The sequence below is a fragment of the Massilia sp. WG5 genome (assembly GCF_001412595.2).
In the GTDB taxonomy this organism is placed as follows: domain Bacteria; phylum Pseudomonadota; class Gammaproteobacteria; order Burkholderiales; family Burkholderiaceae_D; genus Telluria.
Window position 1 is genome coordinate 5,870,322 of the sequence record NZ_CP012640.2, and the last position, 13,387, is coordinate 5,883,708.

Genomic DNA, 13,387 nt, shown 5'->3' on the forward strand with positions numbered 1-13,387 from the left:
CCGGCAGCGCGCCAACGTCCGATTTACCAGTGCGGCAATAAATCCCCACTCATGTAAAATCGCCAAGGATGCCAATTCAACAACCACGGACATGAAAGGCGCGCACATGGCAAAGACCGACCTGTCGAACTACAACCTTGCCGAGCTCAAGGGCCTGCAATTCGATATCGAAAAGGAGATCAAGTCCCGCCAGCACGACGAGGTCAAGAAGGCGCGCGAGCGGATCCTGGCGATTGCCCAGGACGTCGGCGTGCCGGTCGAGGACCTGATCGCCAAGGCTTCCGGCGGCAAGAAGGGCGGGGCGAAAAGGAACGGCGGGCAGCAGGGCCAGGCGCGCTACCGCAACCCGGCCGACGAGTCGCAAACCTGGACCGGCCGCGGACGCCAGCCGAAGTGGGTCGCCGAGGGCCTGGCCGGCGGCAAGTCGCTGGACGACTTCCGGATCTGAGGCTGTATCGGGCCCTGTCCCGTCGCGCCCGTCACCGGCGGCGGGCGTGACGTATCATATGGCCTTCGACAACGGATACGCCATTTATGAATTTCGAAGACGTAGCGGCGGCCGCCGGCAAGCTGCAGGAGGCCGGCACGCCGGTCACGATCGACACGGTGCGCGACGCCCTCGGCGGCGGCTCGGCCAGCGCCATCTCGCGCCACCTGGCGGACTGGCGCGCGGCCACCGCCAAACAGCCTGAGCCACCGCGCGCCGAACTGCCGCAGAACCTGGTCGACGAACTGGCGCGCTGGGCCCAGCAGTTCGCCGAAGAGGCGGGCAGCGGCACGCGCGACACCCTGGCCCGGCACGAGGAAGAGCTGGACGCCCTGCGCGAAGCCGGCGACGCGCTGGAATCCGAACGCGACCAGCTGCAGACCGAGCGCGATGAACTGAACGCCGCGCGCGATGACGCGCTGGCCACGGTGGCCGAGCGCGACGAGGAGATCGAGCGCCTGAACGCCGAGCTGCGCAATGCGAAGCAGGTGGCGATGGACGCCCTGGTCGGCAAGGCCAAGGACCAGCTGGCGATCGAAGGCAAGGATGCCCAGCTGGCCGAGCTGCGCAGCCAGATCGAAAAGAACGTCACGCAAACCGCGGCGCTGTCGGACGCCCGCCTGGCGGCCGAGATGGAACTGGTCGGCGCCAAGACCGCACGCGACAGCCTGGAAGCCGAGAACAAGGATTTGCGCGCGCAGATCGCGGCGCTGCGGAAAAAGTCTTAAGTGCCAGAAGCTTGCTCCGGACGCTGTTGTATCCTGTAAAGTTGTTCCAGCATGCCTGTGCTCTGCTGCGAGCACTCTACCATGGGAACAGCGATGCATAAGTCAGCCAGCGCCTGGATCAACGGCGCGATCGGGGTCGTGATTTTCGCGGGTTCGCTGCCGGCCACGCGGGCGGCGGTCATGGATTTCGATCCCGTCTTCCTTACCTGCGCCCGGGCGGCCATCGCGGCCCTGCTGGGCGCTGTCCTGCTGCTGGCCTTGCGGGCACGCCGGCCGGCGCCGGGCGACATGCCAGCCCTGGTCCTGGTGGCGCTGGGCGTGGTGATCGGCTTCCCCTTGCTGACGGCGCTGGCGCTGCGCTACGTCTCTTCCGCCCATTCGATCGTGTTCCTCGGCCTGCTGCCCTTGTGCACGGCGATCTTCGGGGTGGTCCGCGGCGGCGAGCGGCCCCGACCGGCGTTCTGGCTGTTCTCCCTGGCCGGCAGCGGCATCGTGGTCGGCTATGCGGCCTGCCAGGGACTCGACACGTCCCTGAAGGGCGATGCCCTGATGCTGGCGGCCGTCGTCGCCTGCGGCATGGGGTATGCGGAAGGCGCGCGGCTGTCGCGGCGCCTGGGCGGCTGGCAGGTGATCAGCTGGGCCCTGCTGCTGTCGCTGCCGCTGACGCTCGGCACCGCCGTGTGGACGATGCCGGCTTCGTTCGGGGCCGTGCGGACCCCGGCATGGATCGGGCTGGCCTACGTCTCGCTGTTCAGCATGCTGATCGGCTTCGTGTTCTGGTATCGCGGCCTGGCCCAGGGCGGCATCACGGCGGTCAGCCAGCTGCAGCTGCTGCAGCCCTTCATCGCCCTGGGTTTCGCGGCGCTGCTGCTGCACGAGACGGTCGATCCGGCCATGCTGGGCGTGACCCTCGTCGCGGTGCTCTGCGTGGCCGGATCGAAGAAGTTCGCGGCCTGAGCGGCGGCATCCTCAGATCCGCTGCAGCAGTCCCGGCGCATAGGTCTTGACGAAGAAGGCCAGTGTGATGCAGGCGGTCGCCAGCAGCGTGATGCCGCGGATGACGCCCGCCGGCGCGCGCCGTCCGATGCGGGCGCCGCCATAGCCGCCGGCGACGGCGCCTGCCAGCATGGCCAGCGTTTCGGGCCAGCGCACCGCGTTCGCCGCGATGAAGGCCAGCACCGCCACCGCATTCGCCGCGCTGACCAGCAGCGTGCGCGGCGCGTTCAGCTGCTTCAGCTCGCGCCTGTCGAGCAGGCCCCACATGGCGATCATCATGATCCCGACCGCGCCGCCGAAATAGCCGCCATAGACGCCGAGCCCGAACTGGACCGCCAGCACCGCGTGCGCGTGGATCCGCCAGCGCGCGCGCAAGGCCTCGCCGACCTGCCTTCCGAAGGCGAGCGCCAGCGACGCCACCAGCAGCAGCCAGGGCAGCACGAAGCTGAAGGCCGCCGACGAGGTCCGCAGCAGCAGCACCGCGCCGGCCAGGCCGCCGCACAGGGTCGCGACCAGCAGGGCGCGCAGCGGCACGTCGCCGATCGCGGTCGAGCCGTCGCGGTAGGCCCAGGCGCTGGCCAGCCCGCCCGGGAACAGCGCGACCGTGCTGGAGGTATTCGCCTGGACCGGCGGGACGCCGGCCGCGATCAGCGCCGGCAGGCTGACGAAGGAGCCGCCGCCGGCCAGCGCATTCATGGCGCCGGCGACGATGCCGGCTGCAAAAGTGAGGAGGATCGGGTTCATGCAGCGATGGTAGTTGCCGGACCGGACCTGCGCAATCCGGCAATGCCAAGGGCTGCCTTCGGCCGATCCGAAGGCTGGACGCCGTCGGACGGTCGATGTCACGCGTCCGTTCCGGCACGCGCCGTCTTTGGAGAAGGTGGTAGCATGGACCCAGCATCGCCATCGCCGACGGAGGCTTCCCGCATGAGTTCAGCAGTCCTTTCAGCCCAGCGCCGAGCGCAGCGCGCCGGACTCGAAGTAGATATGCCGGATCGAGGGATACAGTGCCGCGACCGAGTGTTCGAGCCGCGCGATCGCCGCTTCCACTTCGTCGATGCGCATCCCGCGCCGGAACTGCACCGCGGCCGTCAGCAGTACTTCGTCCGGCCCCAGCTGCATGCTCTGGAGTCCGGTCACGGTCTGGATCGAGGGGTCCTTCTCGAATACTTCGCGCACCTTGCGGGTGGCGTCCGCGCCGATGCTCTCGCCGACCAGCAGGGCGCCGGTCTCGCGCGCCAGCGTGAAGGCGGCGCCCACCAGCAGCAGGCCGATCAGCACCGAAGCGGCCGGGTCGAAGTAGGGATTGTCCAGGGCGTGGCCGAGAACGATGCCGAGGGCAGCGATCACCAGGCCGATCAGGGCCGCCGAATCTTCGATGAAGACGGTGAACACGGACGCGTCCTTGCTGGCGCGCATCGTCTGCCACAGCGAGGCGCCCGGCTTCCGGCGTTCGTTGAGGGCCTTGCGCGAGACGTTCCAGCTATAGCCTTCGAACAGGGCCGAAACGCCCAGCACGACATAGTTCCAGGTCGGGTCGCCCAGGGCTTCGGGGTGGCGCAGCGCTTCGTAGCCATGGTAGATCGACAGGCCGCCGCCCAGCGAAAACACCGACATGGCCACGACCAGCGCCCAGAAGTACATCTCCTTGCCGTAGCCGAAGGGGTGCTTCGCGTCGGGCGGCTTGGCGCTGTTGCGCTCGCCGAGCAGCAGCAGCAGCTCGTTGCCGGTGTCCACCGCCGAGTGGATGCCCTCGGCCAGCATCGCGGCGCTGCCGGTGATCCCGGCGACGACGAATTTGCTGACGGCGATGCCGAGGTTGGCGACGATCGCCGCGTAGATCACCTTCAGCGAGCCGCTTTTCTTTCCTTCCTGGTTTTCTTCCTTGCTCTGCTCCGTGTTCATGGATTGCTTCCGTGGTCTGTTTTCTCTTGGAGCCAGTGTAGCCAATCTGACACGATCGGCTTGCACGGCTGGGAGCGCCCGGGGCAGACGCATACGGGGCAGGCACATACGGGAGCCGCGGCATGAGCGTGCGTAATTTGCGCCAGCTGTTCGCGCCGCGCTCGGTAGCCCTGGTCGGCGCCAGCGAGCGTCCGGGCAGCGTCGGCGCCACCCTGCTGCAGAACCTGAGGGAGGGCGGCTTCAAGGGCAAGCTGTATCCGGTCAACCCCAAGTACGACAGCATCGCCGGCCTGCGCGCCTGGCCCGACGTCGCCAGCCTGCCGGAGGCCCCGGACCTGGCGATCATCTGCACGCCGCCGCACACCGTCTGCGGCATCGTGCGCGCGCTGGGCGCCCTCGGTACGCGCGCGGCGGTCGTGACGAGCGCCGGGATGTCGACCGCACGCGACGCGCGCGGTCGCAGCCTGAAACAGGCCATGCTCGACGCCGCCAACGCCTACCTGCTGCGCATCCTCGGCCCGAACAGCACCGGCCTGCTGGTGCCCGGCCTCGGCCTGAACGCCAGCATCGCCCTGGGCGGCGCGGCGCCGGGACGGATCGCCTTCGTCGCGGAGTCGGGCGCCTTGATGACGGGGGTGCTGGACTGGGCGCGCACGCGCGGCATCGGCTTTTCCAGCTTCATCTCGCTGGGCGAATCGGCCGACGTCGACTTCGGCGACGTGCTGGACTACCTGGCCAGCGACGGCGGCACCAGCGCGATCCTGCTGCACGTCGAGAGCCTGCGCTATGCGCGCAAGTTCATGTCGGCGGCCCGCGCGGCGGCGCGCAGCAAGCCGACCCTGGTGCTGAAGGCCGGGCGCTCGCTGGAGCCGCCGGCGGCCGGCGCCTGCCTGTCCGGGGTGCTGGCGGCCCCGGACGACGTCTACGACGCCGCGATCCGCCGCGCCGGCATGCTGCGCGTGTACACCACCGAGCAGCTGTTCGCGGCGGTCGAGACCCTGGCGCGCGCCCGGCCCTTGTACGGCGACCGGCTCGCCATCATCGGCAACGGCGCCGGTCCCGTGGTGCTCGCCCTGGACGCCCTGCAGTACGGCGGCGGCCAGCCGGCGGTGCTGCAGGAAGCGACGGTGGAGAAGCTGCGCGGCCTGGTGCCGGAGTGGGGCGGCGACGGGCCGCTGAACCTGCGCGGCGACGCCCCGCCGGAGCGCTACCACGACGTCGTCGAGGTGCTGCTGCAGGACCCGGGCGCGAACGCCGTACTGATGATCCACGCGCCGAACGCCGTGGTCGACCCGGCCGCGGTCGCGCGTGCGGTGGCGCCGCTGGCGAAGAGCTCCTCGCGCAATGTGCTGAGCTGCTGGTTCGGCGTGCAGTCGGTGCTGGAGGCGCGCACCATCGCCGCCGAGGCCGGCATGACGACCTACCGCACGCCGGAAGAGGCGGTCAACGGCTTCCTGCAGATCGTCCACTACCGCGAGAACCAGAACCTGCTGATGCAGGTGCCGGCCTCGGTCGGCGATGGCGAACCCGACCGCGAGCGCGCGCGCCGGCTGGTGCGCGAGGCGCTCGGCAAGGGCCGCTACCTGCTGCCCGATCCCGACAGCAAGGCCATCCTCGAAGCCTACGGCATCCCGGTGGCGCCGACCCGCGCCGCCGCCACGCCCGACGACGCGGTGCGCGCGGCGCGCGAGATCGGCTATCCGGTGGCGCTGAAGATCCTGTCGCCGGACGTGGCGCAGAAGAGCGACGTCGGCGGCGTCACGCTGGACCTCGACAGCGACGCGGCGGTGCTGGCCGCGGCCGAACGCATGCGCCGCCGCCTGTCCGAGTTGCAGCCGGGCGCGCGCCTGGAAGGTTTCACCGTGCAGGCGATGATGCGTAATCCCGAAGCCCACGAGCTGATCGCCGGCGCCGCGACCGACCCGGTGTTCGGGCCCGTGATCCTGTTCGGCAAGGGCGGCCTGTCGGTGGCGGCGACGAACGATCACGCGGTGGCGCTGCCGCCCTTGAACACGGTGCTGGCCAGCGAGCTGGTGGCGCGCACGCGCGTCGCCCGCCTGCTCGAGGGCTACCGCAACCGTCCGGCTGCCGACCTGGATGCGATCCTGGCCGTGCTGGTGCAGGTCTCGCGCCTGGTGGCGGACGTGCCCGAGATCGTCGAGCTGGACATCAACCCGCTGCTGGCCGACAGCCGCGGCGCCGTGGTGCTGGACGCGCGCATGCGCATCGCCCTGGCGGACCGCTCCGGCTCGACGCTGGACCGGCTGGCGATCCGTCCCTATCCGGCCGAACTGGAAGAGACGCGGCCCTGGAACGGCGGCACGATCCTGCTGCGCCCGATCCGCCCCGAGGACGGTCCGGCCCACGTGGCCTTCTTCAACGCGCTCACGCCGGACGACGTGCGCTACCGGATGTTCGTGCGCGTCCGCGAGCTGCAGCCGGCCCAGCTCGCGCGCTTCACCCAGATCGACTACGATCGCGAGATGGCCTTCATCGCCACCCGTCCCGGCCCCGACGGCCATGAGGAGACGCTGGGCGTGGGCAGGGTGGTGGCCGATCCTGACAACCTCAGCGCGGAATTCGCCGTCACGGTGCGTTCCGACCTGAAGGGCAAGGGCCTGGGCCGCATGCTGATGGAGAAGCTGACCGCCTACTGCCGCGCGCGCGGCACCGGCGAGATCGTCGGCGAGGCGCTGCCGCAGAACGCGCCGGTGATCGGCCTGGTGCGCAAGCTCGGCTTCACGGTCGGGCCGGTGGACGAGGACGAAGGCGTACGCAAATTCTGGCTGAAGCTGCGCTGAACAGGCCAGGGATATCGATGAAAGCGCGTGCGCAGCTGTGTCTGGCGAATACCCTGATGACGGTCGGCGTGCTGCCCTGGGCGCTGATCCTGGTATGGGTCGCGGCCTTCTTCATCGATCCGCTCGGGATGATCGGCTTGATGGGCATGAGTTTCCTGTTCGGGCTGTGCGTGGCGGGGCCGGGCGCCGTCTGGTCGTGGCTGTTGACCCGCGACGCCGAGGAAGGCGGATCGCGCAAGGCGCCGCTGTTCCGGAGCCTGGTTCTGCTGGCGTTGCTGGGGCCGGTGCTGGTGCTGTTCCTGATGTCGACCTTCAGGATTCGCTGAGCTTCTGCAGCCTCCACCAGGGCGGCGGCTCATTCGCCACGGGGCGGCCGCCTGGCCTCATTTCGCGTGGATATGACTTTTTTCGCTTCGAGACAGTTTCGTGATGCGCGCGCCTGCATGCCTTGTCCTGGATGGACCCTGACCTAAACTGAATTACCGCAAGGGCAATGCCCGCCTTGCGGCATCCGACGCCCGCCACGCGGCCGATTCGGCGTGACGCCTGTCCAAAGGTTTCTGCTTTGTGAAGGAACGATCATGCGACCCCTAGCTCTCCTGATTCCCGCATCCCTGCTCGTGCTTGCCGCTGGCGCCGATGCGCAGACCCAACCCTACCCACGTCCCGATACTGCGCCTATCTCGACCGTGACGGTGACCGCTCCAGCCAAGGCGGTCCGACTGGCGCCTGACGAAGTCAAGCAGATCGCCGGGACCTATGACATGGCGAATGGCTGGCTGCTGGAAGTGCGCGGCAAGCCCGAATACATCGACGCGACCATCGACACCGAAAAGCCGATGCGGCTCAAAGCAGTGTCGAGGAACAAGTTCGTCTCCGGCGACGGCAACGTGGTCATGGAATTCCACCAAGGCTCGAACGACGAGATGAAACTGAGTTATGCGCCCGACCCCAGCAAGCCATCGATGGTGTCGATACCCGCGCAGAAGGCCAAGCGCTGAGCGTCGAGCATCGGCCTCGCCTGTCGATGCCAGGCCGGTTCAGCGCGCCTGCGCCCGCGCCGCATCCACCCGCCTGAACAGCTCCGCATTCAGCTTGCGCGAGTGCGCCGGCATGTGCTTGCGGGTGCGTTCGATTTCCTGCAGTTCCGGATCGGCGACCTGCGGCTTGCCGTTGGCCAGCGCCCAGATCGCGAGTTCGGCGCGCGCTTCCAGGCTGCCGAAGCGCTGCGCGGCGGCGGCGAACTGCGATCCTGCCTCGTCCTGGCGGCCGGCGGCGGCATAGGCCTGGCCCAGCAGGATGCCGGTCTGCTCGGGACGGAAGCCCGGCTGCTCGGCCCTCAGCGCTTCCAGCAGGGCGATGCTGCCTGCCGCATTGCCGCTTGCCAGGCGGGCGCGGGCGGCGCCCAGGCGCAGTTCGGCGTCGCGTGCGAAGGGGCCCTGCAGGCAGGCGTCGTACTGCCCGGCGGCTTGCGCGGCCTGGCCGGTTTCGAGCAGGGCCCGGGCCAGGCGCATCTGGTTGTGCGCGGTCGGGGTCAGCTCGAAGGCGCGCTGGGCCTCGCGCACCTCGCGGCCCGGGTCCAGGCTGGCCTGCAGCGCGCGGCCGGCCCTGGCCGCCGAGTGGTCCAGGCGGGTGGAGGGCAGGAACACGGCGAAGAAATACACGACGCTGCCCAGCAGGGGGAACAGGAACAGCACGAGCAGCCAGTACATTTCGCGCCGCGTACGCACCGCGTGCACCGCAAAAAAGATGGCGATGAGGATGTGGATTCCGATTCCGAAGACTTGCATGGGCTGGGGCTGACTGAGTAAGGAAGGCCGACAGGATAGCCGATGTGGCGCGGCTGGTGCTTGGCCGGCTCTTATCTGCGCAGCTCCGACATGATCTTCTCGGCCAGGAAGTCGCAGGGCGGCCGCTTCGATTTGCTGCTTCTCGCCAGGATGACCTCGAGCGGATCGATCTCCGGCAGGCCCTGCGCCTGGCCGAGCAGGCTGAGGTGGCCGGGCACGGCGCAGCGCGCCAGCGGCGCGATGGCGAGTCCCGCTTCGACCATGCTGAGCAGGCCCATCAGGCTCGGGCTCTCGTACGAGGTCCGGTAGGGGATCTTCGCCCGCTCCAGGCTGCGGATCGCATTTTCGCGCGCCACGCTGCCGGGCAGGAACACCGCGATCGGCAGCGGCCGCTCCTTCCAGATCTCCTGGGCGCTGGGGTTGGCCGCCCACACCATCGGCTCGAAGCGCACGAACTCGCCGGACAGCCCTTTCACGCGCGTGGCGCACACCAGGTCGACCGAGCCGTCCTTGACCATCGGCGCCAGCGCCACGCTGGGCAGCCCGACCACCTGGATCTCGACCTTCGGATAGGTGGCGGAAAACTTCTTCAGGATCCCCGGCAGCAGGGACGAGGCGTAGTCGTCGGGCACGCCGATCACGACGCGTCCGGTGATGTCCGGCCGTACCACCGCGGCCCAGGCTTCGTCGCGCAGCGCGAGCATGCGGCGCGCGTAGGTCAGCAGCACCTCGCCGTCCTGGGTCGGCGTGACGCTGCGCGGCTTGCGCACGAACAGCGGCTTGCCGAGCGCATCTTCGAGCGTCTTGATCTGCATGCTCACCGCCGATTGCGAGCGGTGCACGACTTCGGCCGCGCGGCTGATGTTGCCCGTGTCGGCCACCGCCACGATCATCGTCAGGACATCCAGGTCGAGTGCTTTCATCGGTATTAAAATAAAATTAAGTATCAGAAAAATTGATCGTTACGATCAATATTATGCGATTTTCTTGGACTGCGCGCTGGTGCATAGTAGTGACAAAGGAGCCCGAACATGAACGCACGCCTCGATCCAGCTGTCCTCGCCACGCCCGAACTGGCTTTCGCCACCCTGCCGTCCGGCATCCGCATGCCCTATGTGGCCAGCGGGTCCGGCGAGCCGATGGTGTTCGTGCACGGATCGCTGTGCGACTACCGCTACTGGAACGCGCAGACGGCGGTGCTGTCGCAGCAGTTCCACTGCGTGTCGGTAAGCCTCAGCCATTACTGGCCGCTGGCCGATGCCGAAGCAGACGCTCAAGGAGAGTTCGGCTGGAAGGCGCACGTCGCCGAACTGGCCGCCTTCATCGCCGCCATGAATCTCGGTCCGGTGCACCTGGTGGGCCATTCGCGCGGCGGCTGCGTCGCCTTCCACCTGGCGCACGAATTCCCGGCGCTGGTGAAAACGCTGACGCTGGCGGACCCGGGCGGCGCCCTGCAGGTCGAGGGACAGCCGGAGGCGGCCCTGCCGCCGGCGACGGTACGGCTGCGTGCGCAGGCGGCCGGCCTGATCGAGGACGGCGACATCGAAGCCGGCCTCGAAATCTTCGTCGACTCGGTCAGCATGCCCGGCATCTGGCGCAAGAGCCCGACCGGCTTCCGCACCATGGCGATCGATAACGCGGCCACGCTGCCCAAGCAGTTCCGCGATCCCTTGCCCGCCTATACGCGCACCGCGGCCCGCGCCCTCAAGTGCCCGACCCTGCTGATCGCGGGAGAACGCAGCCCGCGCATGTACCGCGACAATGTCGACAAGCTGGCGGAGTGGATCGGGCACGTGGACAAGCGTTCCATCGCGGGCGCCTCGCACGGGATGAACGTCACGCACGCGGCGCCTTTCAACCGCCTCGTCCAGGCCTTCGCCAGCGTGTAAGGCTGTTTATTCAGTCGAGCCACGGATGGGCCGCCAGCCAGCGGCCCAGTTCATTGTCGTTCGCGCACTGCAGCTTGCTGAAGATGTTGGCGCGGTGGGTCTCCACCGAGCGCGGGCCGCAGGGCGGCACCAGGACGCGCGCGATTTCCTTGTTCGGCTGGCCCAGGCCCACCAGGCGCGCCACTTCACGCTCGCGCGGCGTCAGCTCGGCCCACAGGCGCAGCGCCTGGGCGCGGGCTCTGGCCAGGGCGATGGCGGCCGGCAGCTTGTCGAGCAGCTGCCGGGTGTCCGGTTTCTCGACCCAGTCGTAGGCGCCGCGCCGCACCGCTTCGAGGGCGGTCTGGATGTCGCCGTGCGCGGACAGGAACAGCGTCACCAGCGGACTGTGCTCCGCCAGCAGGCGCTCGAACACGGCCAGGCCGCTCATCCCCTTCATGCGCAGGTCGAGGATCACGCAGCCCGGCTGGCGCATGTCGACGGCCTCGAGGAAGGCTTCGCCGGACTCGAAGGCCTGCACCGCCAGCCCCTGGGAAAACAGCAGCAGCAGCAGGGAACGGCGGAGGGCTTCGTCGTCGTCGACGACGTAGAGCGTGAGCGGCATGTCTTTCATGGCACGGTGGGCAAGGTGAAGGAAAAGGCGGCGCCGCCCCCTGGACGGTTTTCGACGGTCATGAAACCGCCGTGGGCTTCGACGATGGTGCGGCAGATGTTCAGTCCCAGTCCAAGGCCGTCCGGCTTGGTGGTGAAGAAGGGCGCGAACACCTGTTCGAGCTGGTCGGCCGGAATGCCCGGCCCCTGGTCGGCAACGGTGATGCGCAGGGCCTGTCCGGCCAGCCGGGTGGACAGCTCGATGGCGCGCTGGGCCGGCGCCAGGTCCGCCTGGTCCTGCATCGCGTGCAGCGCATTGTGGATCAGGTTGGCGAGCACCTGCTCGAGCAGGACCCGGTCGCCGCGCACCGGCGCGGCGGCGTCCTCCAGCCGCAGCCGCAGCGTGACCCCTTGGCCTTGCAGCTCCGGTTTCAGCAGCGTCTGCGCATGGGTGATGACGCTTTCCATCGTCAGCATTTCGTAATGGGCGCGCTGCGGATTGATGAAGGCGCGCACCCGCTTGACGATTTCGCTGGCGCGCTGCGATTGCCCGACGATCTCGTCGAGCGCGCCGGTCAGCATCTCGGTCCCGGCCGGTACGCTTGCGCGCGCGGCCAGCGCACGCGCGGCGACGGCGAAGTTCGACAGCGCCATCAGCGGCTGGTTGAGTTCGTGCGCCAGCGTCGAGGCCATCTCGCCGACGCTCGCCAGGCGCGCGCTGCGCTGCAGGCGCAATTCCTGGTCGCGCTGCCGGGCCTCGGCCCGCTTCTGGGCGGTGATGTCGACCACGGAGCTCATCCAGCCGCGGTGCACGCCCTGGGCGTCGACCAGCGGCGCGGCATAAACCATGGTGATCACGTCGTGCCCGTCCTTGTGCCGGAGCCGCGATTCGAAGCCGTGCGGCGCGGCGCGGCCCTGCAGGGCCTCGTCGCTTTCGCGCGCCTGCTTTTCCAGGTCGTCCGGATGCCAGTAAGGGTAGGGAGGCCGGCGCCCCAGCAGTTCTTCCGCGCTGTAGCCGACCATGGCGCACAGGGCCGGATTCACGTAGATGATCTTGCCTTCCGGGTCGCGCGCACGCATGCCGACCAATAGCGAGTCTTCCATCGCCTTGCGGAAGGCGTGGGCTTCCTGCAGGTCGCGGGTGCGTTCCTCGACGCGGTGCTCGAGCTCGAGGCGGGCGGTGCGCTGTTCGAGGAAGCGCTTTTCGCGCAGGCGCCAGTACAGCACGCCGAGCAGCAGCAGGGCGGTGGCCAGCGCGCTCAGCGCCAGCGCGGCCTGGCGCGCCTGGATCACTTCCTTCATGTCGGTCGTCACCGTCAGGGTCCAGCCCAGCTCCGGCAGCGGCGTGTCGAGCGCCAGCAGCCGCACGCGGCGGCCCCGCAGCTCGGTGCGCAGGACGAAGCCGGGCGTGTCCTGGCGCGGCTCGATATTCCAGGGGAGGGCATCGAAACGATTTCGCTTGCCGTACTGGCCGTGGTCGGCAACCCAGCGCGCATCCAGCGCCGACACCGGCCGGATGCTGTGGAACAGCCATTCGGGCACGGCGCTCAGGAACACGATGCCGCGGCTGTCGCGCAGCACGACCGGATCGGCGCCGCGGATCCAGGCGGCCTGCAGCGGCTCCAGGCTGATCTTGACGACCACCGCGCCGATGACGGCGCCCTGCGCCCGCACCGGTTCGGCGATGAACAGGCCGGACTGGCCGGTGGTCAGGCCGAGGCCGTAGAAGAAACCGCGCCGTCCCTGCAAGGCATCTTCGAAATAGGGGCGCTGGCGATAGGACTGGCCGACGAAGCTGGACGGCAGGTTCCAGTTGCTGGCGGCCAGTGTCAGGCCGTCCCGGTCGACCAGGTAGAGGGCGGCGGCGCCGGTGGTCGCCTGCAGGTCGGCAAAGTAGTCGTTGACGCGCGCCCGGAGCAGCGCGTCCCGCGGCATGCGCAGCAGCTGTTGCACGTCCGGGTGGCGGCTTGCTGCGTGCGGCAGGAAGTTGTGCTTTTCGACGATGCCGCGCAGCCCCAGCGCGTTCGCCGCGGCGGCCTGGCGCAGCGCTTCGGTCTTGGACTGCAGCTCGCGCTGCTCGGCCCAGTAGCCGGAAGCGACGATCAGGGTCAGCGCCGCCGCCGCGGCAAGCAGCCGGCGCCAATGTCGTGTGATGAACATCGCGCAACGATAGCAGTTGCGCCGGCGCTTGCAAACCGTCTCC

The 13,387-nt window shown here is 69.0% G+C and carries 13 protein-coding genes; 7 read left to right on the plus strand and 6 right to left on the minus strand.

The annotated features are described in order from the left end of the window. The first annotated feature begins 106 nt into the window (after window positions 1-106). The 3 genes from AM586_RS26220 (at window position 107) to AM586_RS26230 (ending at window position 2,172) form a co-directional block, all read left to right on the plus strand. Window positions 107-448: an H-NS family nucleoid-associated regulatory protein gene (locus tag AM586_RS26220; protein ID WP_047822703.1), complete on the plus strand. Its 342-nt coding sequence runs from the start codon at window positions 107-109 to the stop codon at window positions 446-448. A gap of 86 nt (window positions 449-534) precedes the next feature. After that, on the plus strand, window positions 535-1,215 hold the full coding sequence (locus AM586_RS26225) for a DNA-binding protein (RefSeq protein ID WP_047822590.1): 681 nt from the start codon (window positions 535-537) through the stop codon (window positions 1,213-1,215). A gap of 93 nt (window positions 1,216-1,308) precedes the next feature. Continuing rightward, window positions 1,309-2,172, plus strand: coding sequence for a DMT family transporter (locus AM586_RS26230; protein WP_047822592.1), 864 nt, complete (start codon window positions 1,309-1,311; stop codon window positions 2,170-2,172). Window positions 2,173-2,184: 12 nt separating this feature from the next. Here the strand turns inward: AM586_RS26230 and AM586_RS26235 are convergent, their stop codons facing one another. After that, window positions 2,185-2,955: a sulfite exporter TauE/SafE family protein gene (locus AM586_RS26235; RefSeq protein ID WP_047822594.1), complete on the minus strand. Its 771-nt coding sequence runs from the start codon at window positions 2,953-2,955 to the stop codon at window positions 2,185-2,187. 201 nt (window positions 2,956-3,156) lie between these two features. Further along, window positions 3,157-4,116 (minus strand): cation diffusion facilitator family transporter, encoded by a 960-nt coding sequence (locus tag AM586_RS26240; protein WP_047822596.1) that lies wholly within the window; start codon window positions 4,114-4,116, stop codon window positions 3,157-3,159. 122 nt (window positions 4,117-4,238) lie between these two features. Between AM586_RS26240 and AM586_RS26245 the strand changes: the two genes are divergently transcribed. The 3 genes from AM586_RS26245 (at window position 4,239) to AM586_RS26255 (ending at window position 7,918) form a co-directional block, all read left to right on the plus strand. After that, window positions 4,239-6,917: a bifunctional acetate--CoA ligase family protein/GNAT family N-acetyltransferase gene (locus AM586_RS26245; protein ID WP_047822598.1), complete on the plus strand. Its 2,679-nt coding sequence runs from the start codon at window positions 4,239-4,241 to the stop codon at window positions 6,915-6,917. Between the two features lie 17 nt (window positions 6,918-6,934). Continuing rightward, window positions 6,935-7,243 carry a hypothetical protein gene (locus tag AM586_RS26250; protein ID WP_047822600.1) on the plus strand — a complete coding sequence of 103 codons (309 nt, stop codon included), beginning with the start codon at window positions 6,935-6,937 and terminating at the stop codon, window positions 7,241-7,243. A 255-nt stretch (window positions 7,244-7,498) separates the two neighbouring features. Next, a complete protein-coding gene (locus tag AM586_RS26255) occupies window positions 7,499-7,918 on the plus strand; it encodes a hypothetical protein (protein ID WP_156328099.1) in 420 nt (139 codons plus the stop codon). Between the two features lie 39 nt (window positions 7,919-7,957). Here AM586_RS26255 and AM586_RS26260 read toward each other — a convergent pair whose 3' ends face one another. Continuing rightward, window positions 7,958-8,707, minus strand: a complete 750-nt coding sequence (locus tag AM586_RS26260; protein WP_047822605.1) for a hypothetical protein — start codon at window positions 8,705-8,707, stop codon at window positions 7,958-7,960. A 71-nt stretch (window positions 8,708-8,778) separates the two neighbouring features. Next, the gene (locus AM586_RS26265) at window positions 8,779-9,630 is read right to left on the minus strand and encodes a LysR family transcriptional regulator (RefSeq protein ID WP_197416376.1); all 852 of its coding nucleotides are present in this window, start codon (window positions 9,628-9,630) and stop codon (window positions 8,779-8,781) included. A gap of 108 nt (window positions 9,631-9,738) precedes the next feature. Here AM586_RS26265 and AM586_RS26270 point away from each other — a divergent pair, with 108 nt between their 5' ends. Further along, the gene (locus tag AM586_RS26270; RefSeq protein WP_047822607.1) at window positions 9,739-10,596 is read left to right on the plus strand and encodes an alpha/beta fold hydrolase; all 858 of its coding nucleotides are present in this window, start codon (window positions 9,739-9,741) and stop codon (window positions 10,594-10,596) included. Between the two features lie 10 nt (window positions 10,597-10,606). Here AM586_RS26270 and AM586_RS26275 read toward each other — a convergent pair whose 3' ends face one another. Continuing rightward, window positions 10,607-11,206 (minus strand): response regulator transcription factor, encoded by a 600-nt coding sequence (locus AM586_RS26275; protein WP_047822608.1) that lies wholly within the window; start codon window positions 11,204-11,206, stop codon window positions 10,607-10,609. Beyond that, a complete protein-coding gene (locus AM586_RS26280; RefSeq protein ID WP_047822610.1) occupies window positions 11,203-13,344 on the minus strand; it encodes an ATP-binding protein in 2,142 nt (713 codons plus the stop codon). The genes AM586_RS26275 and AM586_RS26280 overlap by 4 nt, the downstream gene beginning before the upstream one ends. Between the last annotated feature and the right edge of the window lie 43 nt (window positions 13,345-13,387).